20 protein-coding genes are annotated in these 23,994 nt (G+C 67.0%); 4 read left to right on the top strand and 16 right to left on the bottom strand.

From position 1 onward, the window contains the following. Nucleotides 1–4 precede the first annotated feature (4 nt). The 9 genes from L5G33_RS03875 to L5G33_RS03835 form a co-directional block, all read right to left on the bottom strand. Nucleotides 5–1,654, bottom strand: coding sequence for a thiamine pyrophosphate-binding protein (locus tag L5G33_RS03875; RefSeq protein ID WP_236996834.1), 1,650 nt, complete (start codon nucleotides 1,652–1,654; stop codon nucleotides 5–7). Nucleotides 1,655–1,679: 25 nt separating this feature from the next. Then, nucleotides 1,680–2,465: an SDR family oxidoreductase gene (locus L5G33_RS03870; protein WP_236996833.1), complete on the bottom strand. Its 786-nt coding sequence runs from the start codon at nucleotides 2,463–2,465 to the stop codon at nucleotides 1,680–1,682. Nucleotides 2,466–2,479: 14 nt separating this feature from the next. Next, on the bottom strand, nucleotides 2,480–3,232 hold the full coding sequence (locus L5G33_RS03865; RefSeq protein ID WP_236996832.1) for an SDR family oxidoreductase: 753 nt from the start codon (nucleotides 3,230–3,232) through the stop codon (nucleotides 2,480–2,482). Between the two features lie 4 nt (nucleotides 3,233–3,236). Beyond that, on the bottom strand, nucleotides 3,237–3,737 hold the full coding sequence (locus tag L5G33_RS03860) for a cupin domain-containing protein (RefSeq protein WP_236996831.1): 501 nt from the start codon (nucleotides 3,735–3,737) through the stop codon (nucleotides 3,237–3,239). A gap of 59 nt (nucleotides 3,738–3,796) precedes the next feature. Continuing rightward, a complete protein-coding gene (locus L5G33_RS03855; protein ID WP_236996830.1) occupies nucleotides 3,797–4,579 on the bottom strand; it encodes an alpha/beta fold hydrolase in 783 nt (260 codons plus the stop codon). A gap of 11 nt (nucleotides 4,580–4,590) precedes the next feature. Further along, nucleotides 4,591–5,529 carry a VOC family protein gene (locus tag L5G33_RS03850; protein ID WP_236996829.1) on the bottom strand — a complete coding sequence of 313 codons (939 nt, stop codon included), beginning with the start codon at nucleotides 5,527–5,529 and terminating at the stop codon, nucleotides 4,591–4,593. Nucleotides 5,530–5,622: 93 nt separating this feature from the next. Beyond that, on the bottom strand, nucleotides 5,623–7,116 hold the full coding sequence (locus L5G33_RS03845; RefSeq protein WP_236996828.1) for an aldehyde dehydrogenase: 1,494 nt from the start codon (nucleotides 7,114–7,116) through the stop codon (nucleotides 5,623–5,625). Further along, nucleotides 7,113–8,492: an MFS transporter gene (locus tag L5G33_RS03840; protein ID WP_236996827.1), complete on the bottom strand. Its 1,380-nt coding sequence runs from the start codon at nucleotides 8,490–8,492 to the stop codon at nucleotides 7,113–7,115. Before L5G33_RS03840 ends, L5G33_RS03845 begins: the two co-directional genes overlap by 4 nt. Before the next feature lie 171 nt (nucleotides 8,493–8,663). Beyond that, nucleotides 8,664–9,794 (bottom strand): FAD-dependent monooxygenase, encoded by a 1,131-nt coding sequence (locus L5G33_RS03835; RefSeq protein ID WP_236996826.1) that lies wholly within the window; start codon nucleotides 9,792–9,794, stop codon nucleotides 8,664–8,666. 235 nt (nucleotides 9,795–10,029) lie between these two features. Here L5G33_RS03835 and fadD1 point away from each other — a divergent pair, with 235 nt between their 5' ends. Further along, nucleotides 10,030–11,670: a fatty-acid--CoA ligase FadD1 gene (gene fadD1 / locus L5G33_RS03830; protein ID WP_236996825.1), complete on the top strand. Its 1,641-nt coding sequence runs from the start codon at nucleotides 10,030–10,032 to the stop codon at nucleotides 11,668–11,670. Here the strand turns inward: fadD1 and L5G33_RS03825 are convergent. The 5 genes from L5G33_RS03825 to L5G33_RS03805 form a co-directional block, all read right to left on the bottom strand. Beyond that, the gene (locus L5G33_RS03825; protein WP_236996824.1) at nucleotides 11,643–12,371 is read right to left on the bottom strand and encodes an ABC transporter ATP-binding protein; all 729 of its coding nucleotides are present in this window, start codon (nucleotides 12,369–12,371) and stop codon (nucleotides 11,643–11,645) included. The genes fadD1 and L5G33_RS03825 overlap by 28 nt on opposite strands. Continuing rightward, entirely contained in the window at nucleotides 12,368–15,121 is a 2,754-nt protein-coding gene (locus L5G33_RS03820; RefSeq protein ID WP_236996823.1) for a branched-chain amino acid ABC transporter permease/ATP-binding protein, read from the bottom strand. The genes L5G33_RS03825 and L5G33_RS03820 overlap by 4 nt, the downstream gene beginning before the upstream one ends. Before the next feature lie 92 nt (nucleotides 15,122–15,213). Continuing rightward, the gene (locus tag L5G33_RS03815; protein WP_236996822.1) at nucleotides 15,214–16,452 is read right to left on the bottom strand and encodes an ABC transporter substrate-binding protein; all 1,239 of its coding nucleotides are present in this window, start codon (nucleotides 16,450–16,452) and stop codon (nucleotides 15,214–15,216) included. Between the two features lie 124 nt (nucleotides 16,453–16,576). Then, on the bottom strand, nucleotides 16,577–18,091 hold the full coding sequence (locus L5G33_RS03810; protein WP_236996821.1) for an HNH endonuclease signature motif containing protein: 1,515 nt from the start codon (nucleotides 18,089–18,091) through the stop codon (nucleotides 16,577–16,579). Between the two features lie 95 nt (nucleotides 18,092–18,186). Continuing rightward, nucleotides 18,187–19,752 carry an AMP-binding protein gene (locus L5G33_RS03805; protein ID WP_236996820.1) on the bottom strand — a complete coding sequence of 522 codons (1,566 nt, stop codon included), beginning with the start codon at nucleotides 19,750–19,752 and terminating at the stop codon, nucleotides 18,187–18,189. A 40-nt stretch (nucleotides 19,753–19,792) separates the two neighbouring features. Between L5G33_RS03805 and L5G33_RS03800 the strand changes: the two genes are divergently transcribed. From L5G33_RS03800 to L5G33_RS03790, 3 genes are all read left to right on the top strand, one after another. Beyond that, nucleotides 19,793–20,659, top strand: a complete 867-nt coding sequence (locus L5G33_RS03800; protein ID WP_236996871.1) for a LuxR C-terminal-related transcriptional regulator — start codon at nucleotides 19,793–19,795, stop codon at nucleotides 20,657–20,659. Nucleotides 20,660–20,828: 169 nt separating this feature from the next. Continuing rightward, nucleotides 20,829–21,233, top strand: coding sequence for a hypothetical protein (locus L5G33_RS03795; RefSeq protein ID WP_236996819.1), 405 nt, complete (start codon nucleotides 20,829–20,831; stop codon nucleotides 21,231–21,233). 119 nt (nucleotides 21,234–21,352) lie between these two features. Further along, nucleotides 21,353–21,757 (top strand): hypothetical protein, encoded by a 405-nt coding sequence (locus L5G33_RS03790; protein ID WP_236996818.1) that lies wholly within the window; start codon nucleotides 21,353–21,355, stop codon nucleotides 21,755–21,757. A 43-nt stretch (nucleotides 21,758–21,800) separates the two neighbouring features. Here the strand turns inward: L5G33_RS03790 and lysS are convergent, their stop codons facing one another. Together lysS and L5G33_RS03780 are read right to left on the bottom strand one after the other, a co-directional pair. After that, entirely contained in the window at nucleotides 21,801–23,324 is a 1,524-nt protein-coding gene (gene lysS / locus L5G33_RS03785) for a lysine--tRNA ligase (protein WP_236996817.1), read from the bottom strand. 49 nt (nucleotides 23,325–23,373) lie between these two features. After that, the gene (locus L5G33_RS03780) at nucleotides 23,374–23,787 is read right to left on the bottom strand and encodes a rhodanese-like domain-containing protein (protein WP_236996816.1); all 414 of its coding nucleotides are present in this window, start codon (nucleotides 23,785–23,787) and stop codon (nucleotides 23,374–23,376) included. Nucleotides 23,788–23,994: the final 207 nt, after the last annotated feature.

Below are 23,994 nucleotides of genomic sequence, written 5' to 3'. Positions count from 1 at the left end.
GTCTTCACTCCTGCTTCATGCTCGGTACCGTGACCGGCGGAGTGAACGGCGCAGGCATCGGCCCGAACTCCACCAGATCCACTTCGACGATCACCGGCTTGCGGCGGGATACGGCGTCGCGCATCACGCTTTCAGCGTCGGACGCAGAACCGATTCGCATGTATTCGAGGCTGATTGACGCCGACAGGGCAGCGAAGTCTGGCGTCGCGAGGTCCACCGCGTAGGTCGGGCCGGTCGCCGCCTGCATGTTTCGCAGCACGCCGTAGCCCTTGTCGTTGAACACCAAGACGACGAGCCACGGCTGCTCCTGAGCCACGGTCAGTATCTCGCCGAAGTGCACGGCCAGACCGCCGTCGCCGACCATCGCCAGCGTCGGTCGGGTCTCGTCGGCGAGCGCGGCGCCTATCGCCATGCCGAGCCCCTGTCCGATGCCACCGCCGCGCGGGAACACATTGGTCCGCGGGTCGCTGATCGGCAGGAGCCGGTTGCCCCACGAACTGGAGGCGATCGTCACGTCGCGAGCGACGACGGACTCGGAGGGCAGCGCATCACGGACTGCGTCACACAGGAGCGCGTGATCGCCTAGACCGTCGCGCTGACGGCTCCGGACCTGGTCGCGAGTCGTAGTGGCACGAGCCGTCCACTCCGGGTCGACGAGGCCGTCGAGCGAGACCGTCTGAAGGATGCCGCCGACGACCGCCGCTACATCAGCGACGATCGCGGTCGTGCAGGGGAACACCCGGCCCGGCGCTGCCGGATCGAGATCCACCTGGATGTGGCGGGCGGGAACCGGGATCGAGTAGTCGCCGGTCTCGTTGCTGCGGAAATGGGTGCCGAGCGATATCAGGAGGTCGGCGTCGGCAAGGAGTTCACGGCCGCCCGGCGTCGCACCGTAGTTGCCGATGCACAGCGGATGCGCCTCGTCGACGGCGCCGCGACCTGAGTTGCTGGTCAGCAGAGGCACACCCCAGGTCTGGACGAGCCTGGTCAGCGCTGGCCCAGTGCCAGTTGCGCCGCCGCCGGCCCAGATCACCGGGCGGCTGGACTGCTCGATCGCCGCGCGAACCTGCGCCAGATCAGCGGTGCCGATCGGCGACGCCGACTCACGCTCAGCGGCTGGAAATGGCGCGAGGCCCTGTTCGATGTACTGCAGGTCGATCGGCCATTCGATCGACACCGGGCCACCCGGTGAGGCGAGTGCGCGTCGCACCCCGTCGCGCAGGATCTTTCCGGCATCGCCCGCATCGGTGATCGTCGCGGCATACGACGACACTGCGGTAAGCATGCCGAGCTGATCCTTCGTCTCGTGGATGAAGCCGCGACCGGACCCCAGGTACTGCAGCTGGACCTGGCCGGTCACGTGCAGAACCGATGTGCCCGCGCTGAGGGACTCGATGAGCGATCCTGCTGCATTGCCTGCGCCTGTTCCGGTGCTCGTCAGGGCGCATCCGAGGCCGCCGGTCGCCCGGGCGTACCCGTCAGCGGCGCTGACTGCACTTGCCTCGTGCCGGACAGGAACGAAGCGCAACTGCGCAGCGACCGCTTCGACGAGCGGCAGGTTGTGCACGCTCACGATGCCGAACACGGTGTCGACGCCTGCTTCGCGGAGTACCTGAACGAGCAGGTCGCCTCCGGTGGTTGGGGTGGTGGTCATGGTGCCTCCAGGGATGAATGAGTGATCAGACGTAACGGGCGACGCCGCCGCACACGTCGAGGCAGGAACCGGTCACGTACGACGCGCGCGGCGAGAGCAGCATGACGATCATGTCCGCGACCTCGTCCGCCCGCCCGAAACGGCCGAGGACAACGCCGCGATCGTCGGCGATCTCCGCCTCCCAGTCGGCGAACGACTTGCTCTGGCCCGACTCGTCGTAGCGGCGGCGCCACTGCCCGGTGTCGATCAGGCCGAGTGCAACGGAGTTCACGCGAATATCGGGTGCGAGCTCCGCCGACAGCGACTTGCTGAGGTTGAGCAGTCCAGCGCGGGCGGCGCTGGTCGCGACGAGGCGGGTCTCGGGCTGGCGTGCGAGGACCGCGTTCACGTTGACGATGGCCGCGGCGTCCGCGTGTCGCAGGTGTGGGAGCGCCGCGTCGACGGTGTTCAGAACGCTTGAGAACTTGAGGTCGAGTTCGTCTCGCCAGTCGTCGAGCGTGGTTTGCGACCGCGGAGCCATCCGCGATCCGCCCGCGTTGTTGACCAGTCCGTCGAGTCTTCCGAAACGGTCGACGGCCGCCGCGACGACCGCGTTCACGTCGTCGGGGTTACGGACGTCCGCCCCGCAGGTGACGACGCGGTCCGCGGCGTCGGGTGCGGCCGCAGCGACGACGTCGGCGAGACGACTGCCGTCGCGAGCGCAGGTCACGATGCGCGCCCCCTCAGCGAGGAGTGTCCGCACGGTCGCCAGGCCGACGCCCGAGCTTCCGCCGGTGACAAGGTAGGCCCGGTCGGCGAGCTGGAGATCCATGTGATCAGACCCTTCTAGTGGAAGACGAAGCCGCCGTCGACGACGAGTTCCTGGCCGGTGATGTACGACGCGGCGTCGCCGAGCAGGAAGCTGACGGCGCCGACGAGGTCGGCAGGCTGCTGAGTCCGCGTGAGCGGACGGTTGCGGCGATACAGTTCGTGCCGGTGTTCCGGTACCTGCTCCGCCGACTCCGATTCGGTGAGGCCGGGCGAGACTGTGTTGACAGTGATCGCGTGTTCACCCAGGTCACGGGCCATAGCGCGAGTGAGTGCCGAGACTCCGCCCTTGGACGAAATGTAGTGGCACAGGTTCTTGGAGCCATAGAGCGCGGCGTCCGACCCGATGTTGATGATCCGTCCCCCGCCGACGCCGATCATCTGTGGCGTGAGGGCTCGGCTGACGAGGAACGTGCCGCGCAGGTTCACCTCCATGACGCGGTCCCATTCGGAGACGGCTAGTTCGTGCACGGCCTTGCCGCCGACGCCATCGGCCAGCGCGGCACTGTTGACCAGGCCGAACACCGGACCGTCCGCGGTGACCACAGACGCCATCGCGGCAACGGAGTCCTCCGACCGCACATCTACAGGGCAGAACGATGCACGCACCCCCGCGGCGTCGAGCGCGTCGACGGCGGCGGCGCCCCAGTCCTCGCGGATGTCGGCGATCCACACACGGGCTCCAGCGTGTCCGGCGTGCTCGGCGATCGCGAGTCCGAGACCGCGGCCCCCGCCGGTGACGAGCACCGTCCGGTCCTGCAGATGCGTCATCTGATCAGTCCCGCGTGACGCCGTGCATGACGGAGGTTTCGGGATACGTTGGCACCTGCGGCTTCTGCGCACCGATGATGACGCAGAAGAGCGCCGGTTCGCCGGTGGCGTTCCGGAGGCTGCGCGGGACGCCTGCGGGCACGACGATCATATCGCGGTAGCCGAGGGTGCGCTTTTCCTCTTTGCCGTCGCGGTGCACGCCGACCTCGATCTCGCCTTCGAGGACGAAGAAGGCCTCTTCGGCGTCATGGTGGGTGTGCTCGGGCCCTTCGGCGCCCGCGGGCAGCAGCATGTTCGAGAATGTGAAACCGTTCGACGCGATGGTGCGCTTGTCGCCCTCGTGATTGCCGGTGGCGCCCGATCCGACGTATCGGATCTGCGCCCGCTTGAACTGGTCGCCCGCTTTGGCCTGGAAGCCGAGGGCGTCCCAGTCTTCATGGCGGCTTGCGCGAGTCAGGATGAGCGAGTCGGTGAACTCTGCGAGGTCGGATGTCTGGTAATCCATGTCGGTTCTCCCTGTTTCGGTGGTCGGGGTTTTGGGTGGTCGGGGTTCGGTGGTCGGTTCTACTGCGAGCGCAGACGCTCGGCGATCTGGATGAACGATCCGGTCCAGGCGTTGAAGGCGTCCGAGCAGTCGCGATTGGCGAGGTGGCCCGCGCCGCGCAGCGTGACATAGACGGCACCGGGGATGCCGCCTGCGAGGGCCTGCGACGCGGCGTGCCCGGTCACCTCGTCGCAATCGCCCGAAATCACGAGTGTCGGGATGTCGATTCCTGTCAGGTCCGCGGTGTGGTCGGTGGCGGCCATCGCCTCTGCGGCACTCCGGTACCCGGCGGGGCGGATAACTGCGGCCATCTCGCGCGCGACCTCGGTGACGGCGTCGTCGTCGGCGGTGGCCGGGAGAAGCCGGCGGGCGCGGTCCTCCACGAAGGCGCCGATGTCGCGTGCAACGTCGTCGGCGCGGGACCTCATCGCCGCCGCGGCCGCGGGGTTCGCACCCGAACCGACCGTCGAACTGCCGAGGATCAGGCTTCGGACCAGGTCCGGCCGGCGAATCGCGAGACGGGTCGCGATGACGCCGCCCCACGACATTCCGAGTACGTGCGCGCCACCGTCGCCGCAACGCGCCTCGATCAGCGCGGCGAGCTGGTCGGCGTAATCGTCCATGGTGAGACGCTCGTCGACATCGGCGGACTCGCCGTAGCCGGGCGCATCCCACGCGATCAGTCGCATGTCCTGGGTGAGCTCCGCGAACTGCGGGCCGAAGGTTCTTGAGCTCCCGCCGATGCCGTGGAGGAGTACCACCGCGGGGCCGGCTCCCTCGTCGATCACATGTAGTTCAGTCATGACTCCTCCACTCACCGTCGCGCGAGTTCCCGCAAGTCGGGCCGCGTGCCGAAAGCGCCGTCGTCGGGGACGCCCGCCATGTGTGCGCGGACCTCAGCAGACGGTGCGCCGGCAGTGCCCCACGTGTCGGACAGTTCGGGCACACGGCGCCAGACGCGGCACAGCCAGCGATCCTCGTCGACCTGCGCGATACCGGAGGTGTACTCGCACACGAGTCCGGCGGGGTCCGAGAAGTAGGAGAAGGTGTTGTCACCCGGTCCATGTCGGCCCGGCCCCCACATGGGCGAGACACCGTGGTGACGGAGCCTGCCGATGCCGCGCATGAAGTGATCGACCGACGGCATCTCGTAGGCGACGTGATTCACCGCGGTCCACTCCGCCTGGTTGAAGGCGATGCTGTGGTGGTCCGAGTTGCAACGCATGAACGCCATCTGGTGTTCGGACCAATCGGAGACCCGCATGCCGAGCACGTCGCGATAGAAGGCGACAGCAGCGTCGATGTCGACGGTGTTGAGCACGACATGAGTTACGCCCACCGGGACGGCTTCCTGGCGATACATCCTGGTGACGGCGTACGCGTCGGCAAGTAACTGGATGACGCGGCCCTCGGGGTCGACGAAGCTGACGCCGTACCCCGCGGAGATCTCACCAGTCGGTCCGGGACCCGCGACGATCGGCACGCCGCGCAGTTCCAGGCGGCGTGCCGCCTCGTCGATGTCGGCGGGTGTCGCGACGGCGAAGGTGATGCGACCGAGACCGTTCTGCTCGGCTGCAGTCAACTGCAGAACGTGATGCTCGTCGCCGGTGCCACGGAGCCAGGCCCCCTCGTCCCCCCGCTCGACCATCGCCAACCCCCACACGTCGGTGTAGAAGTCGGTCGACTCTGCGGGAGCGGTTGTCCGTAGCTCGACTGAGCGAAGCTTCCTCAGCGTCACGATCGGCTGATCCATGGTGACGTCCTCCAAATCTTTGTTACTAACATCTTAGCGCTTAACTACTAGGATGTGAAGGGCTTCACAGGGAAGCCCTGGCTGTGATCCGATTCAGGCCGGGACCCACGGATTCGGCTCGGGATCCATACCGAGGTAGACGCCCTTCACCCGCGAGTACGCCGCGATGCCCTCGCGGCCCTTCTCTGTGCCGAGCCCGCTCTCCTTGATGCCGCCGAACGGAGTCGAGATCGAGAAGGCCTTGTAGGTGTTGATCCACACGGTGCCCGCGTCGATGCGACCGGCAAGCGCCAGCGCCCGACGGTAGTCGCGCGTCCAGATGCCCGCGGCGAGGCCGTAGACACTATCGTTGGCCTTGGCGACCAGATCGTCGTCGTCGGTGAACGGCAGCACCACGAGGACCGGACCGAATATCTCTTCGCGGCACGCCCGAGCCTGCGCTCCCAGACCGTCGATGATCGTCGGCAGGTAGTACGCCCCGCAGGCAAGCGCCGGATCGTCGGGAATAGCTCCACCGCAAAGGATCCGACCACCTTCCTCGCGAGCGAGGTCGACGTAGCCGGCGACCGAGTCGCGGTGACGGCGATGGACCAACGGACCCACGCGAGTCGAGGGGTCGAACCCGTCGCCCACTCGCAGTGACCGAGTGCGTTCAATGAGCCGCCCGACGAACTCGTCGTACAGGCTCTCCTGCACGAACAGTCGTGAACCGGCGATGCAGCTCTGGCCCGACGACGAGAAGATCCCGTATATGACGCCGGCGATCGCCTGCTCGACGTCAGCGTCGTCGAGGACCACGGTGGGCGACTTGCCGCCGAGTTCGAGCGACACCGGCATGAGCTTGTCGGCGGCGATGTGCGCCAGGCCCCGGCCAGTGGACGTCCCACCAGTGAAACTGACCTTCCCGACTCCCGGGTGTCGGACAATCGCGTCGCCGACCACCGAGCCCCTGCCGGGCAGCACCGACACGAGACCCGCAGGCAGGCCGGACTCCTCGATGAGTCGGGCGAGCGCGAGCGACACCAGCGGCGTCCACTCGGCTGGCTTGAGGATGACGGCGTTCCCGGCGGCCAGCGCGGGTGCGAGCTTCTGCGCATCGCTCGCGATTGGTGAGTTCCACGGCGCGATCGCACCGATGACGCCGATCGGTTCGTGCTGGATCCAGGTGCGGTAATTCCCGCGCGCTGTAGTCATCGGCTCGTCGTGCGTCTCGACGACGGCCGCGAAATACCGGAACGTTGCGGCCGCACTTCCGACCAGCGCACGCGTCTCGGTGAACGTCTTGCCGGTGTTGAACGTCTGCAGTGTCGCGAGGCGATCCGCGTCACGCTCGATCAGGTCGGCGATCCGGTGCAGGTAGCGCGCCCGCTGATGTGGGAGCAGGCCGCACCACCCCGGGTCGGCCGATGCTGCGGCGCCTGCGGCGACGGCATCGTCGACGTCGGTCGCCGTGCACTGGGACACCGTCTGCAAGATCTGTCCGTTCGCCGGGTCGGTGATCTCGGATGTCGGGCCGGACGCCGTGCGCCACTTGCCGCCGACGAACGCCTCGTCGGGCAGTCCGATGAAAGTCGGTCGGGCGGTCATGCCGAGATCTCCTCGAGGGTGCGTTGCTTGGTCTCTTCTGCGAAGATCGCGACGACGACGGCTCCGATGGCTGCAACGACTGCGAACACACCGAACACCCAGGTCAGCGACCCGCCATGGTCGAGAGTCCAGCCGACTACCAACGGCCCCATGATGATGCCGAGACGACCGGCCGCGCCGCCGAACGCAGCGCCCATGGCACGCATACGCGTCGGGTACAGCTCAGCGGTATAGACGTAGAGCGCCATATTGACGGAGAAGACGAGAAGTGCGGCGACCGCCGACCAGATGAGGACCGACATCGCGGTGCTTGTGCCGAATCCGGCGAGCAAGCCGAGTGTGAGTGCGCACATCGCCATCGCAGCCGAGATGCACAGGCGACGTCCGAGTCCGTCGATCACGAACGCGATGATGACGCAACCGATCAGTCCGGCGACAGTCGTGAAGATGCTGTAGTGCAGCGCGCTCGTGATGCTGAGCCCGAAGTGCTGTTTGTACAAGGTCGGCAGCCATGAGGCGATGCCGTAGTTGACGAAGTACGCGCACAGCCAGATCACCGCGAGCATCAGAGTGCGCCGTAGGTAGACGCCGCGGAAGAGCTCCACGATGCTCGCCCGGACCAGTTCTACATGATTAGCGTTCGACGGCCGCGGCTCCTCAAGCTCCTTGCCCCAGCGACCGACGATCTCGTCTTCGATGCGAGCCATCGACTCGGCAGCTTCGTCGATGCGGTTTCGGGCCGCCAGCCAGCGCGGCGACTCGGGAAGACGACGCAGCAACGGGACGAGGAGGACGGGGATCGCACCGAGCGCGAACAGGACCTGATAGCCGTGGTTCGGAACGACCCACGCGGATACGATCGCGGACATGACCAGACCAAGGGGGAAAATCGTCTCGTAGAGGAGGACGAACTTTCCGCGATTCTCCGTGCGGGCGATCTCGCCGATGTACGCCGCGGCGACCGGAACCTCGGCGCCGAGACCTACACCCTGTATGAATCTCAGCACCATGAAGAGCACCAGAGAGTGAGTGAACGCCATGCCGAGGCTGGTGATTGCGTAGATTACGAGGGCGATCTGGATGACGTTGAGGCGGCCGATCCGATCGGCGAGCCAGCCGCCGGCCAGCGCTCCGCCGAGCATGCCGATACCGCCGACCGCGATAACCCAGGCGATCATCGTGGAGGTCAGATTCCAGGCGACTGGAAGGTCGGGGATCGAGTAGGCGATCATCAGCTGGTCGAAGCCGTCGAAGAACGTGACAGCGCCGACGATCACGCGGGCTCTGACGTGCCAGCCGCTTGCCGGCAAGCGTTCCATTCGCGCGTTGATCGAGTCAGCCGAATGGCCGTTCTTCGGTGTCAGGATTTTCTCCATGTGAGCGTTCCTTGGGCTGTTGTGGGACTCGTGGGGAGGGACTCAGAGATAGTTGACTAGAGATTTGTTTAGACCTAAATCGCATTGCGGTTCATGCGTTGCCTCTGATTTGCCATCGTGCACACACGACGCGACGGGAAGCTTCTTGATAGGCCGAGGAGGGCGCTGCGTTCACGCGTCGACCGGCACCGACCAGGCGTCATAGGCATAGACCCAGTCGCCATTGCCGGCAGAACGGAGCCAGTCGTTGCCGCGCGACTTGGCCTGAATCTCGGACGTTCTGGGCTTGCGGACGGCTTCGTATCGCGCGAAGGCGCTGGACGGGTCGTCCGATTCGGAGAGACAACGAGCGAGCACCACTGCGTCCTCACAAGCCTGTCCGGCACCCTGCGCCATGAACGGCGTCATCGGGTGACAGGCGTCGCCGAGCAGTACAGCTCGCTCGCCGCTCCACGAAGGCAGCGGCCGACGGACGTACAACGCCGACTTCAACACGTCACCGCACCGGTCAAGGAGAGCTCGGGCGTCGGGATGAAAGTCGGCATAGAGGCCCTGGAGTTCCGCGATGCTGCCCGGCGTCGACCAGGATTCCTCGGTCCACTCGGGCTGCCCTACGGTAGCGAAGACGAAGACCTCGTCGAGCCCGAGGGGAAAGGTCACGATCTGAGTGCTCAAATCGGGGCCCCACCACTTGATGAAGCAATCGGCGTTCACCAGGTCACCCACACGATCAGCCGGGACGACGGCACGGAATGCGACGATGCCGGTGAACTCCGGCGAGTCGGCGCCGAGTAGCGCCTCGCGCACCCGCGAGTGTATGCCGTCTGCACCGATCACCACGGCGGCCGTGGCCTCACTGCCATCAGAGAATCGCAGGCGGACACCCCCCGGACCGTCGACGATGTTCTCGAGTCGCTTGCCGAGTTCAACGACGCCGTCCGGAAGTTCCGACTCGAGCGCCGTCATCAGGTCCGCGCGGTGCAGGGTGAGCTGCGGTGACCCGTAACGCTGCTCTGCGTCGGCACCGAGTTCGATCCGTGAGGTCTCCTCGCCCGTGTCCCACATACGACTGAGCCGAAACTGTGGCCGACCGCCGTTGGCTCGGATCCACTCGGCCACACCGCCGCCGAGACCGTCCAAGGCGCGTACTGCATTCGGGGTGAGATTGATGTCGGCCCCCACCCGGGAGAAGCCTGACGACTGCTCGTAAACCGAGACACGGTTCCCCAAGCGGCGCATCGCAATGGCTGCAGTGAGCCCTCCCACACCAGCTCCAACGACGGCGACATCGAGATTCTTCATACATACTCCTGGACGATGGGCTGAGGCAGTGGGTCAGGACGAATTATCTAAGCCCTTAACTACCGACCTCCAAGGTATAGGCGAGATCACAGGACACTGTCAAGAGCAGTCGGCATCACAGTCGCACCGAAGGGACTCGACATTCGGTTTCAAGGCCACTCGAAACGTGTGGACCGCAGGAGATGCAGGTGACCGTTCGGGCACATCCGTCTGCAACACGTTCTAGATTCAAGGCATGGCCGAGACCGTGACGCAATTACTGGAAGAACGGGCCGGCGATTCCGGCACTGCCGTCATCGCCGACGAGCGCACCTGGACCTGGGCTGAGTACGTAGCCGAAGGCCGACGCACCGCCGCGGCGGTCCTCGACGCCACCGACCCCGACCGCCCCGTACACGTCGGCGTGCTCCTCGGCAACACCCCGGCCATGTTGATCGCGCTGGCCGCTGGCGCGCTCGGCGGCTACGTGACCGTCGGCGTCAACGACACCCGGCGCGGAGAGTCGCTGACCGCCGACCTACGACGCGCCGACTGCCAGATCCTGCTGACCGATGCGGCGCACCGCGGACTGGTGGAGGGCCTGGACCTGTCCGGGATCACCGTGATCGACACGTCTTCACCCGAATGGGCCGGGCGTCTCGAGTCGGCCGGTCCACTCGAGCCGCATTCGGTGCCCGGGCCGGCGGACCCGTTCATGCTCATCTTCACCTCGGGCACCAGCGGAGACCCTAAGCCGGTTCGCTTCGCGCACATGATGATTCCGTTCGCGGGACCACCGCTTGTGGGGAGGTTCGAGGTGACCGCCGACGACGTCTGCTACCTGTCCATGCCGCTGTTCCATTCGGCCGCGCTCCTCGGCGGCTACTGCGTGGCGCTGTCATCCGGCGCGGCGATGGTGCCCGCCCATTTCTCGGCGTCGGCCTTCCTCGACGACGTGCGCCGTTTCGGCGTCACGTATATGAACTACGTCGGCAAGCCGCTCGCCTACATCCTCGCCACCCCGAGTCGCCCGGACGATGCCGACTCCACACTGCGCGTCGCGTTCGGCAACGAGGCCACCGACCGGGACATCGACGAGTTCGCACGTCGCTTCGACTGCGCCGTATGGGACGGATTCGGCTCCACCGAGTTGGCGATCATCATCACTCGCGAGCCGGGCACCCCGGCGGGCTCGATCGGTAAGGGGTTTCCCGGCGTCGCGATCTACGATCGCTCGACGGGCACCGAATGCCCGCGCGCGCAGTTCAACGCCGTCGGCGCCTTGAGCAACGCCGATGAGGCCGTCGGCGAGTTGGTGAACACCTCCGGCGGCGGCCTCTTCACCGGCTACTACAACGACGAGGTCTCGACCAGCGACCGACTGCGCGACGGAATGTACTGGTCCGGCGACCTGGCCTACACCGACGACGACGGCTGGATCTACCTGGCCGGGCGCACCGGCGACTGGCTACGCGTGGACGGCGAGAACCTTGCTGCCGGGCCGATCGAGCGAGTCTTGCAGCGGCTCCCCGCGCTCAACCGGGTGGCCGTCTACGCCGTCCCCGATCCGGTGGTCGGCGACGCTGTGATGGCGGCCGTCGTACTCAACGACTACGCGAGCCTCACCCCCGACGAACTCACCGACTTCCTCGCCGCTCAGCCAGATCTGTCGCCGAAGGCGTGGCCGTCGTTCCTCCGGATCGCCGACGACCTGCCTGTCACCGCCACGAACAAGATCCTCAAGCGGACGCTGAAGTCCGATGGACTGGAGGTGGGCGACGACGTCCTGTGGACGCGTGCACCACGGTCCGCGTCGTACGTCCCCGACGGCGAGGCACGGCCGCGCCGCGGAGTCGGTCTCCACGCGAATCAAACCGCGGCCGACTCGCCGAGGTAGGCACGCTCGAGTCGGGGCAGATCGGCGGCGAGCTCGGTCGCCGAGCACTCGAACGCGATGCTGCCGTGGACGAGAACCACAGCCCGATCAGCGGCCTCCAACGCGAGGCGCACGTGCTGTTCCACCAGAATCATCGCTGTGCCCTGCTCCCGTGCGACACTGCGCAGGACCGGCAGGATCGACTCAACGATCACCGGCGCCAACCCCATGCTGAGTTCGTCGATCAGCAATGCCTTCGGCTGCTGCAGCAGCGCACGGGAGATCGCGAGCATCTGCTGTTCACCACCGGAGACCTGCCCGGCGTCCACCTTCATCCGCTTGGCCAACGCCGGGAACCACTCCAGCGCCTGGTCCAGTCGCGCTCGGCCTTCCGAGCGCCGAGCCGAGCCAACCGCCAGACGGAGATTCTTCTCGCAACTCAGGCCGCGAAACAACGCCCGGTCATCTGGTACCAGCACCAGCCCGCCACGCACCGCTGCCCGAGGGTCGCCCGAGCGGACGGCGACGCCGTCCACGACCACCCGGCCGTCGAGACGCGGTAGGAGACCAGCGAAGGTCTCCAGCAGCGTCGTCTTGCCTGCGCCGTTGGGGCCGAGCAGTGCGACGATTTCGCCGGGCTCCACCGCCAGGTCGATACCGCGGACCACGGGGCTGTCGGAGCGGTATCCGGCGTCGAGGGCTAGTGCTTCCAGCACGCTCATGCCTCTACCTCCTCACTGTTGTCAATGTTCTCTCTGGTGACGGGGGTTCCGAGATAGGCGGCGATGACCTCGGTGTCCGCGCGGATCTCATCCGGAGTGCCGACGGCGATCAACCGGCCGAGGTCGAGCACGATCACCCGGTCGCACACCGACAGCACCAAGTCCATGTCGTGATCGATCAGCAGCAGGGTGGTGCCGCTGCGACGCGCGGCGCCGAGTCGCTCGCCGAGCCACCGGCTCTCCGACGAATCGAGGCCGGCAGCGGGCTCGTCGAGCAGCGCAACGCGGGGCTTCCCGGCGAGTACACGCGCCACCGACACCAGCTGCCGCTGCCCCTGCGACAGGTCCGCCGCGGCGACGGTCGCCAGGTGCCCGACGTCGAGGAGCCGTAGGACCCGGCGGACGGTGGCCGGAGCGTCATGGTCGTCGCGTCGCACTCCGACGGTGACGTTCTCGGCGACCGTCAGTTCGTCGTACAGCTCGATGTCCTGGAAAGTGCGGCCCAGACCGGCGCGCGACCGCCGGTGGGGCGGGAGTCCAGCCAGGCCGGTGCCGCCGAGTGCGATAGTGCCGACGGACGGCGCGAAGCCGCTGATCGCGTCGACCAAAGTGGTCTTACCCGCACCGTTGGGTCCGATGAGGCCGACGATTTCGCCGGGCTGCAGGTCGAAACTCACGTCGTCGACGGCCACCACCGGGCCGTAGTGGACCGAGACGCCCGCGACGGTGAGCGCGGGGCCGACCGTATCGCCGATGGCCGTCGGCCCGCTCGGTTCCGCGTCCTCCGGCCCGTCAGACGCAGCCTCGTCCGTGTCGAGTGCCTTCGGCGGTCGACGCAGGAATGCCGGGAGTGGCACCCGTTGAAGCTGACCGACGATTCCGTCCGGGTTCGCGACGATGGTCACCACCAGTAGGATTCCGCTGATCAACAGGTAGTAGTCACCAATGTCGAGTACATACGACATCACCGCGCCGGGCGCCAGCACCCCGGCCAGCAGCGCCCCGGAGACCGAGGTGACGCCGGCGATGTAGAAGAGCACGAACAGGCCGATGCCGGAGAAGACACGGTAGGTGTCTGCCGTGGCGAGCGTCTGCTGGTAGGCGAGCAGGGCGCCGCCGAGACCGGCCAGGAAGGAGGCGATGGCGAAGGCGAGCAGTTTGGTGGCACCGACGTTGATTCCCGAAGCCGCGGCCGAGCGCTCGTTGGCGCGGACCGCGAGCATCGACGCGCCCAGCCGACTGCGACGCAGCCACGCAACGCTGAGCGCACACAGGACGAGTACCGCCAGACAGAGCAGACCGAAGACGATGCGCGGATACCCCTCGCCGCGGCCGATGCCCAGATCGAGCCCGAACAACGTCGGTTCGCCGACCGGCGCACCTTGCAGGCCGCCGTTGAAGCTGGGGTTGCGGAACCAGAAGGCCTCCAGGAAGACGGCGAGGGCCAGCGTGGCGACCATCAGTGGGAGGCCGCGCACGCGCAGTGCGGGAAGGCCGACCACCACGCCGATCACCATCGCGGCCAGAGCGGCCAGCAACGGTGCGACCGGAAACGGCAGATCTACCGTGGTGGACAAGCGCGATAGTGAGTAGGCCGCTGCCCCGGCTAGCGACAACTGCGCAAGCGAGACCTGTCCGGCGTAGCCGGTGACGACCACCTGCGAGAGCGCGATGACACCGTAGATCAGGCTCATCACCACAGCCAGTCGCATGCTGCCCGAGGTGCCGAAGAGCGCACCGACCGCGATGACCACACCGACCGCGGTGCCGATCACCAGGTGGTTCGGCCGCGGCGAACGGCCCAGGTCCCGTCGGGCGAGGACGCCGCGCCCGGGCAACCGCTGCCCGCGCACCAAGAGGAAGACGATGATCAACAGCAGCGGCACAGCTTCGGCGACGCCCGCGTCGGGGAACCACTCGTAGGTGACCTGCAGTTTGGTGGTCTCCGCCTGCAGCATGCCGATCAGCAGGCCCGCGGCCACGGTCAACCCGATACTGGAGAAGTTGCCGACGAGCGCGGCGGCCAGCGCGGGCACGATGAACATGGTGTACGCGACGGGGTTGAGCGGAACCATCGGCGCGATCAAAACGCCGCCGATACCGGCGGTAGCCGATGACAGTGCCCAGTTGGCGACGGCGATCCGGTCCGGCGAGAGCCCGGTCACCAACGCGCCCCGCTCTGATTCGGCCGCTGCTTCGGTGGCGATACCGAAGCGCGTGTAACGCAGGACCAGCGCGGCCAGGACCGCGAGACCGACGATCACTGCCGCGAGCCAGAAGTTGGCGGTGGGCACAGACACGTCGCCCACGTGAATGTTCTCGCTGGGGAAGATCCGTCCCACCGTCGGCGAGTCGGCGCCGACGCGCAGGGCCAGTAGCGCCTGCAGTACCAGCATCACGCCGATCGCCGCGACCGCTTTGGCCAGCGCGGGGGCGGCACGCAGCGGCCGGAAGACGATCAGGTAGAGCACCACCCCGAGCAGTGAGGCCACGAGCACCGCGACGAGCATCGCAGGCAGCACCGACCACTTGCCTCCCAGGTCCACGGTGGTCGGGAAACCCGGTATCGGATTCAGGAGTTCGCCCTGCCGCAAGTAGGCGTACGTGTAGGCGGCGTAGAGGGCGATGGCACCGGTCGCGAAGTTGACGACGCCGGAGCTCTTATAGGTCATCACCAGCGCGAGGCCGAGCGCGGCGAATACCGCGCCGTTACCGAGGCCGAGAGTGAAGAAGGCCAAGTGATCAATCATGAGTGCCGTTCAGTGTGTGTGCCGATGCGGGCGTACCGGCCAACGTTCGCCGGGCCGCGTGGGTGCGACCCGGCGAACGTTGGCAGGAGTGACTACTTGTTGACGACGACGGTGTCGGTGAACTTCAGGTCGTCACCGACGGTGCTGACGAGCATCGCCTTGCTGCACAGCGACGGCAGCTGCGGCATCGCCTTGCCGTTGCAGGTGAAGGTCAGGCCCGGCGCGGCCGGGACCGGCACGTCAGTGGCCGACTTCAGTGCAGCCTTCATCTGTTCGGGACCCACACCGCCCGCAGGCAGCGAACCGCCGACTTCGGCGACCGCCATGACGACCTGGTAGCCCAGATACCCCAGGCCCTGAGGATCGGTGTCGGGGGCGTACTCGGCCATGACGCTGCGGTACAGGGTCACCGACTCGTCATCGGAGGTCAGGTTGACCGTGGTGAAGGCCTTGGCGCCGGACAATGCCTCCTCGCCCACCGCCTCGACCACCGGCTGATCCAGGCAGCTGGCGATCAGGTACTTCTGCACGTCCGGGGCTGCGCTCTCGAGCGCCTTGATGCCCTGGATGCACTGGCGGGTGTCACCGAGGATGGTCACCGCGTCAGGATTGTCGGCGAGACCGGCTGCGATCTGCGGCGTCGGGTCGGCGGTGGCGGTCGGGATGGTGATGACCTTGAGTTCGACGCCGGCCCGCGCGAACATCGGCTCGCCCAGTGCCTTGACCGACGCCGCCGCATCGCCTGTGTCACCGATCAGAACGGTGACCTTCTTCAACCCGTCCTTGGCTGCGGTGGCGGCTTCGGCGGCCAGCACCCCGACAATGCCGCCGGAGATCATGAACGCATCCGGACTCACCATCTCAGCCTGCGAGACCGGAGCCTGCGCGATGTAGGGGATGCCCGCGCCCGAAATGATCGGGAGCATCACCGCGCCCTGCGCGCCGAGCGGGGTCACGACGGCGGCGACCTTCTTCTCGACCATCTCGTTCGCGCACTTGGTAGCGGTGGCGGGCTCCTCGTGCTGCTTGCAGACCACCAACTCCAGCTTGTGGCCGCCGATTCCGCCGCCGTTCGCGTTCACATACTGGGCCGCGGCCTCGGCGCCCTCGCGAACGCTCGGGACGGTCACCTGGCCGCCTTCGGGGGCGATGAAGCCGATCTTGATGGTGTCGCCGGTGGCCGGATCGTCGGCGAGTGTCGTGGTGGGGCCTGCGGACGACGATTCGTCGTCTGACGAACAAGCGGTCAGTCCACCCAAGAGCAGTGCGGCGGCAGCGCCGACAGCCAAGGTGGACCGGACGGCCCGTCTGATATCGATGGATGCATTCACTGCGCGGTCCCTTCGGTCGATGAGGTTCCGCGAACTGTAACGAATTCTGGTTGTCGGAAACGCAAAACCGTCAGATCAGTCGTCGAAACGCGCTCAACTGGCGTTTCAACCGCGATTCCGACCCTCAGAACGGCGGCGGGCCCGCCGAATCGAGCTCGGCCGCCTTCGCTGCGGCCGCGCAGGCCGCGATGTAGCGGCGGCGGGAGCGGATCCGCATCCGGTACGCATGCTTCGCCTTCGTTCGCGATCGGCCGCGCATCGGCTGGCCGACGTCGTCGACCACGCCCGGCGCGACGGGCTCGCCGTGTCGGCACGGCACAAGCCCGAGGTCGGGCAGTAACCAGTGGTTTCGGGCACGCGAGCGCACGGTGTAACCGGTCGGCGTGGTGACTTCGGTCCAGATGACGCCGTTGGCATCGATGATCTGGTCGTCGATCCAGCCGCCGGCGAAGGTCTTGACGAGGTGGTGGTAGCGACATTTCGGGTTCAGGTTGCACGGGCACGTGGCCCCGCCCGCGGCGGGAGCGTCGTGGTTGTACTCGGTCACGTGGTCGAGGTCGCAGCGCCACGCAGAACGGTCGCAGCCGGGTTCCGAGCAGGTGCCGAAGACAGCACGCATCGCCACATCGCACGTGGCCGTCGGCCGGTACGGATTCCCGGCCTGCGCGGCGCCGTCGGCGAGGCCCGCGATGTCGAGCGGCCGCAGTCTCGCATCGGTTCTGGCGGCGATCTCCCGCACGTGATGCGGATCGATCACGCCGAACCCGTCGAGCCAGCCGGCCTTGTCGGCGTCGCCGTCGACAGTTGCGGCGTCGGCGACCACGTGCACGACGATCTTGGCGAACTCGGCGGCGATCTCGTCGTCCGAGGCAGTCACCGGGCAGCCCGGTTCACTGCAGTCGCATACGAACGGGCGGCCAGTCAGCAGTGCGACGGCGGCGTCATGACGTCGCACACCGCACGACCGAGAGTCGTTCTCGCACACCCGCCCGGCGACCGCCCTCACGCTCGCGTCGATCATCGCGGCATCCTCGGGAGTCGTGGCGATGGTTACGTCCGACCCGTCCACGTCGTGGGAGACGGTCACGCCCTTACCGCGAGCCGTACGGCGCTCGCGCAGGCCGTCCGGATCGATCTCGGCGACCATCCGACGCGATACGCCTTCGGCGTCACCGCGCGAGACGCCGCCGAGTTCGGCGAGTTCGGATGCGGTCGCGGCGTCGACGGCGGCAATCAGTTCGGCGTCTTCCACGCCGGTCGCCTCCAAGACGACGGCACCGAATGCGGCGACACTGATGACGCCATCGCGCATGAGACGAGCGACCTTCGAGAGGCGTTCGACTGCTTCGACGGCGAGGTTGACCTGACGATCTGCGGTCGAAGCCGCGACGCACAGCGCGGCGGCCACCTCACGCGAGACACTGGCGAACACGTCGACCACGCGGCGGTCCGCGGCGTCGACCGCGACACCCTCCGCGTCGGCTGCGGCGACGAGCATCGCGTAGATCGCCTGGAAACGCAGGAACGCGAGGTAGCCCTCACCTGCGCGCAGCGCGTTGAGCTTCGCTCCCCCGGCCTCGCCGCCCGCCCCGACCGAATCGAGGTCGAGCGCCGACCACGAACTGTTCGACATGGTCATCACCCCTTCACTACGCGTCTCGAACTGTTGTTCTAATCGTAGCGCGTGAGTGTGATCTATTCAATAGTGTATTCGAACTTTGTTCGAATTGGCCGCTACTGCCGTCGAAGGACGAACCTCTGCACCTTGCCGCTCGGCGTCTTCGGCAGCGCGTCCATGAAGTGGACGGTGCGCGGGTACGCATGCTTCGAGTACTCGTCGCGGACGAGCGCCTGCAGTTCTGACGCGAGAGCGTCGTCGCCGACGAAGCCCGTGTTCAACACGACGAACGCTTCCACCACCTCGCCGCGGATCCCTTCCGGGTCTGGTCGTCCGACCACGGCGACCTCGGCCACCGACGCGTGCGTCACGAGGACGCTCTCCACATCGAACGGCCCGATGCGGTAGCCGGCGGCGAGGATCACATCGTCGTCGCGCGCGGTGAACGAGAAGTAGCCTTCGTCGTCGGACTTTCCGGTGTCAGCAGTCAGGTACCAGGCGCCGTCGCCGGTGAACCGCTCGGCGGTCTTCTCGGGGGCGGCGTCGTAGCCGGTGAACCACAGCGCCGGACTTGCTTTCACGTCGAGCGCGATCTGTCCGTCGACGATGCCCGCGGTGTATCCGGGCATCGCCTGGCCCATCGAGCCCGGTTTCAACGGCATCGCGACGTCGGCGTTCCAGTGATTCCCGATCACCATGCCGATCTCGGTCTGCCCGTAGTGGTCGCGGACCTCGCACCCGAGATGCGCACGACCGAAGTCGACGATGTCGGGGGTCAACGGCTCGCCAGCCGACGACGCTCGACGCAGCCTCACGCCCGTCATGTCCGCGTGCGCCCGCAACGAACGGTAGATCGTCGGCGCCCCGGCGAAGTTGGTGACGCCGAACTCGTTGAGGACCGAGACCGTCGACTGAGGCGTGAACCCGGCGTTGAGCAATAGGCTGGTGCGGCCGGTGGCCAGCGGCGTGATCAGCGCGTAGTAGAGCCCGTACGCCCACCCCGGGTCGGCCGCGTTCCAGAACACGTCGTCGGCGGCGACGTCGAGCGAGAAGTGTTGGTACGCCTGGAATGACGCTAGCGCCCGAAGTGGGACAGGGACGCCCTTCGGCTTGCCCGTGGTGCCGCTCGTGTAGAGCTGCACGAACACTCCGTCGCCGCCGACCACCGCGTCATCTGTCGACGGTTCGGCCGTCTGCGACTCGGCGACGAGGTCGTCGACGTCGAGCACGGTCACCGCGTCGATCGGGTCGACCTTCTCGCGCTGCGACGCGTCGGTCACCACGACCCGCGCGCCCGAGCCTTCCACTCGCAATGCGATCGCACCGGTCGCGAACGCGGTGAACAGGGGCACGTGCACGGCGCCGATCCGCCACAGCGCGACGAGCGCCACGATCAGGGCGCGACGTTTGCCGAGCAGCACCGGCACGCGGTCACCGGCCGCGACTCCGCTCGCGGCGAGGACCGTCGCCATGCGACGCGACTCGTCGGCGAGGTCGCCGTAGGTGAAGGCCGCTGACGTGAGATCCGGCTCGACCAGGGTGAATGCGACCGAGTCCGGGTCATGTCGGTCGCACAGCAGATTCGCCGCACTCGCGTCCGACGCGCCGTAGACCTCCAGCCAATCGGCAACCTGCCGTGCCGGATCTTCTCGTGCTGGGTCCCCGTGTGCTGGGTCGTTCATGCCCGTCCTCCACGTTCTCGATGTGCGTGATGACACAATGATGGATGTGACCGTCGACACCGACAACCCTCAGAAGAGGGGTGTGCCAGCAGACGAGCTGTCGCGCCGTCTGCGCGGCCCGCTCGCTCGGCTCCGACGACGCACCGGCGCGAGTCTCGCGTTCGCCGGACGCGTACTGCCTGGCAATGCTCCACGCATCGAACTGTTCTCCTTCGACGGCGACCTCGTCGGGCCGCTGCGCGGCGCGAACCTCGACCCAGGCCACGGCCTCGGCGGTCGCGTGGTCGGTCGTGCTCGCGCGGAAGCCATCGGCGACTATGTGCGGTCACCGCTCATCACCCACACCTACGACGAGATCATCCGCGCCGAATCGCTTCGAGCGATCGTCGCGGCGCCGATTATCGTGGGCCGCAAGCAGGTCGGCGTCCTGTACGCCGCGCGGCGCACCGCGCAGGAACAGCTCGGCTCGTCGCTCGACGCCGTCGTCGACGAAGCGCGCGCGGTGGAACAGCAGTTGGCGGTCGCAGACGTCCTGTCGACGCTGCGCACCGACGACGACGAACGCGATCTCTCGGCCTGGCGGACGCGGGTCAACGACTCGTACGCCCAACTGCGCGCACTCGCGGACTCGGTAGACGACGAGTCGATGCGCGCACGTGTGCTCGAGATCGCCGCGGGCCTCGCGCTCGACGCCCCAGAGGACGAGCCGACCGTGCGTCTCACCCCGCGTGAACAGGACGTCCTCGCCCTGCTCGGCGCAGGCCTGCCGAATCGCGCGATCGCCGAACACCTCGGCATCGGCGTCTACACGGTGAAGGACTACGTGAAGGCACTGATGACGAAGCTCGACGCGACGTCACGTTTCGAAGCGGTCGTCAACGCGCGCCGGACCCGGCTCATCCCCTGATTTCGGCCCCGACGCTTCCTCCGTCTGTCATCTGCATGAACGACACCCACCTAACGTGGCACGCCCTGGATCTCGACGTACCCAGTAGCGGTCGACGTTGGCAACCCAAACGCATAGGCGCAGATCGCGGACGGCCGCTTCCGCAAGCCTGCGAGAGGACGTGTTCATCATGCGTAAGCATTCCATCACCCGCATCACCGCGACCCGCATCGCCGTCGCCGGCATCGCCGCCGCGAGCCTGACGACCGCGGTCACGATCGGTACCGGCCAGGCGTCAGCAGACGGGTTCCCGAACGGACCGTACTGCCACGGGCCCGTACAAGTGATGGCCGAGTCGGCCGTCTCCCAAGTGGTGATCTGCCCGGTGCAAGGACCGACCGGGTGGGCGTACAGCGGCAAAGCCAAGACCACTGGGAACTGGATCGACGTCTGGGGAGCGACCCAGAACTCGCTCGGTTTCCACGCGACCAACGACGGCTACACCTATCACGTGCACCGTGACCGCTTGATGATCACCGCACCCAACGGTTCAGTCGTCTCCAGCGAGCCGTGGACGTACTACTACCAGCGGTGATGCTCGCCCCAAAGTACGACGACGATCCGCGGCGTGGTTCGAACGAATGACGCCGCGGATTCGCTTGCCACACACTGGAATCACACGAGAATGACACATCGCGAGACGAGGAGAGACGAATGACGAACCGAATCCGCACCATCACCCTGACCGCTGCCACCGCCCTGATCGCCGGAGCCGGAGTCGGCGCCGGACACGCGACGGCCGACCCCGGCTACGGTGACGGCTTCCCCGCCGGCCCTCGGTGCGAACGTCAGGCGTTCGTGAAAGCCGAATCCGCGTCGTCGCAGGTCGTTATCTGCCAGAACCCCGGCCACGCGATCGACTACACGTACAAGGGGCTCGCGAAGTCGACCGGCACGACGCTCGTCGTCCCGACCGCGCGATACGCGAGCGGCGGATATCACGCCTTCAACAACGGATACGCGTATCACGTCCGACCGGACGCCCTTGAGATCCTCGCACCGGACGGCAGCGTCGTCTCCCACGAGCCGTGGATGTACTACGACTCGACGGAGAACTAAAGGGACTCGACGGAGAACTAAAGGGACTCGACCGACAAGGACTCTACGAGATGGGCTTCACCAGGGGGAAGAGGACCGTCTCGCGGATGCCGAGACCGGTGATCGCCATCAGTAGACGGTCGATGCCCATGCCGGTTCCGGCAGTCGGCGGCATCGCGTGTTCCATGGCCGCGAGGAACTCCTCGTCGAGCACCATCGCCTCGTCGTCGCCTGCGGCGGCGAGGCGGGCCTGATCGACGAAGCGTTCTCGCTGAATGATCGGGTCGACGAGCTCCGAGTAGCCGGTGGCGAGCTCGAACCCGCGAACGTAGAGATCCCACTTCTCGACGGCCCCCGGGATGCTCCGGTGCGCACGGACGAGCGGCGACGTCTCGACTGGGAAGTCACGCACGAACACCGGCTCGTCGAGATGGTCACCGACCAGGTGCTCCCACAGCTCTTCGACGAGCTTGCCGTGGCCGTATCCCTTGTCCTTCGGGACGTCCAAGCCGACCTCGGCGGCGATCGCCAGCAGTTCGTCGACGCTCGTCTCCAACGGGACGATCTGGCGACCGAGCGCCTCCGAGAGCGACGGGTACATCGACAGCGACTTCCACTCACCCGACAGGTCGTACGTCGACCCGTCCGGCATCGTCGGCGTCAACGTTCCGACCGCGCCGAGAGCGACGGCCTGCACGAGTTCCCGGGTCATGACGGCGGCGTCGTCGTAGGTGCCGTACGCCTGATAGGTCTCGAGCATCGCGAACTCGGGCGAGTGAGTCGAGTCGGCGCCCTCGTTGCGGAAGTTGCGGTTCACCTCGAACACCCGCTCGATGCCGCCGACGACAGCGCGCTTGAGGAACAGTTCCGGCGCGATACGCAGATACAGGTCCATGTCGAAGGCGTTCGAATGCGTGATGAACGGACGCGCCGCGGCACCACCGTGCAACGTCTGCAGCATCGGGGTCTCGATCTCGAGGAAGTCGCGCTCGATGAGGAACGTCCGCAACTCGGCCATCGCCTTCACACGCGTGCGGGCGGTCTCGCGGGCCTCCGGGCGGACGATCAAATCGACGTACCGCTGACGGACGCGCGACTCCTCGTTCATCTCCTTGTGGGCGACGGGCAAGGGACGCAGGGACTTCGAAGCCATCTGCCACTCGTCGGCCATGACCGACAGTTCGCCGGTCCGCGAGGAGATGATCTCGCCGTGCACGAAGACGATGTCGCCGAGATCGACATCGGCCTTCCACGATGCGAGCGACGACTCGCCGACCTTCGCCTGGGACAGCATCGCCTGCAGCTGTGTGCCGTCGCCCTCCTGCAGAGTCGCGAAACAGAGCTTGCCCTTGTTGCGGATGAAGATCACCCGGCCCGCGACGCCCGCCTGGACGCCGGTCTCCGAACCCGCTTCGAGGTCGGAGTACTCGGCGCGAATCTCCGCGAGCGTGTGCGTCCGAGTCAACTCGACGGGATACGCCTCACGCCCCTCGGCGAGGATGCGTTCACGCTTCTTACGGCGGATCCGCAGCTGTTCGGGGGTCTGATCGTCCTCGCGGGTCTGCTCGTCGCTCTGGTGCTCACTCACCAACCCAGGGTAATTCGCCGCAGCGGTCAGGAGCCAATCGAGTACGAGGTCAGCGCGGGTCGTAGAGCCCGAGCGCGTCGGCCCCGACCGACCCCGTCACCCCGCGCTCACGCAGCGCGCGATAGCCGCCGACGACGAATCGGGCGCCGGTGACCCCGCGAGCCTGCAGATGCCAGGCGAGTAGTTCGGCGTCGTACCCGTCCTCGGAGACGAGGACCCACTGCGCCTCGGCGGTGGCCGCACGCAACGCCGACGGCGACGCCGGACTGAGGAGGTCGAGAGCCTCGGCGGAGTCGATCGCAACGGCGCCAAGCAACGCGCCGAACCGGCGGTGCGATGAGGCGTCGCGTAGGTCGACGGCGGCGCCTCCATCACGCAGAACGGAGTGGAACTCGTGCGCCTGAACCGACAGCGGGACCGCGACGAACGGGGCAGAAACGGGAATGGAAACGACAACAGTCATGAGGGATTCCTCGAAATGATCGAACGAGCAGAGCGGTTGACGATGGGGGCGTCCACACGGGGGACGTCAGCCCTGACAACACTCCTGACAGCTCTTGATCACGACGACGACTCTGCCACAGCGCCGAACAGTCCGGAAAGAGTTTTGCGCACGGGTGGGCCGAATCACCCAGTCTCGAGCGCCGCAACCGCGCGTCGAAATCGGATC

Source organism: Gordonia liuliyuniae (genome assembly GCF_021738805.1).
Classification (GTDB): domain Bacteria; phylum Actinomycetota; class Actinomycetes; order Mycobacteriales; family Mycobacteriaceae; genus Gordonia; species Gordonia liuliyuniae.
Note: the sequence above shows the minus strand (reverse complement) of the source record. Positions and strands in the feature narration are given on the sequence as shown.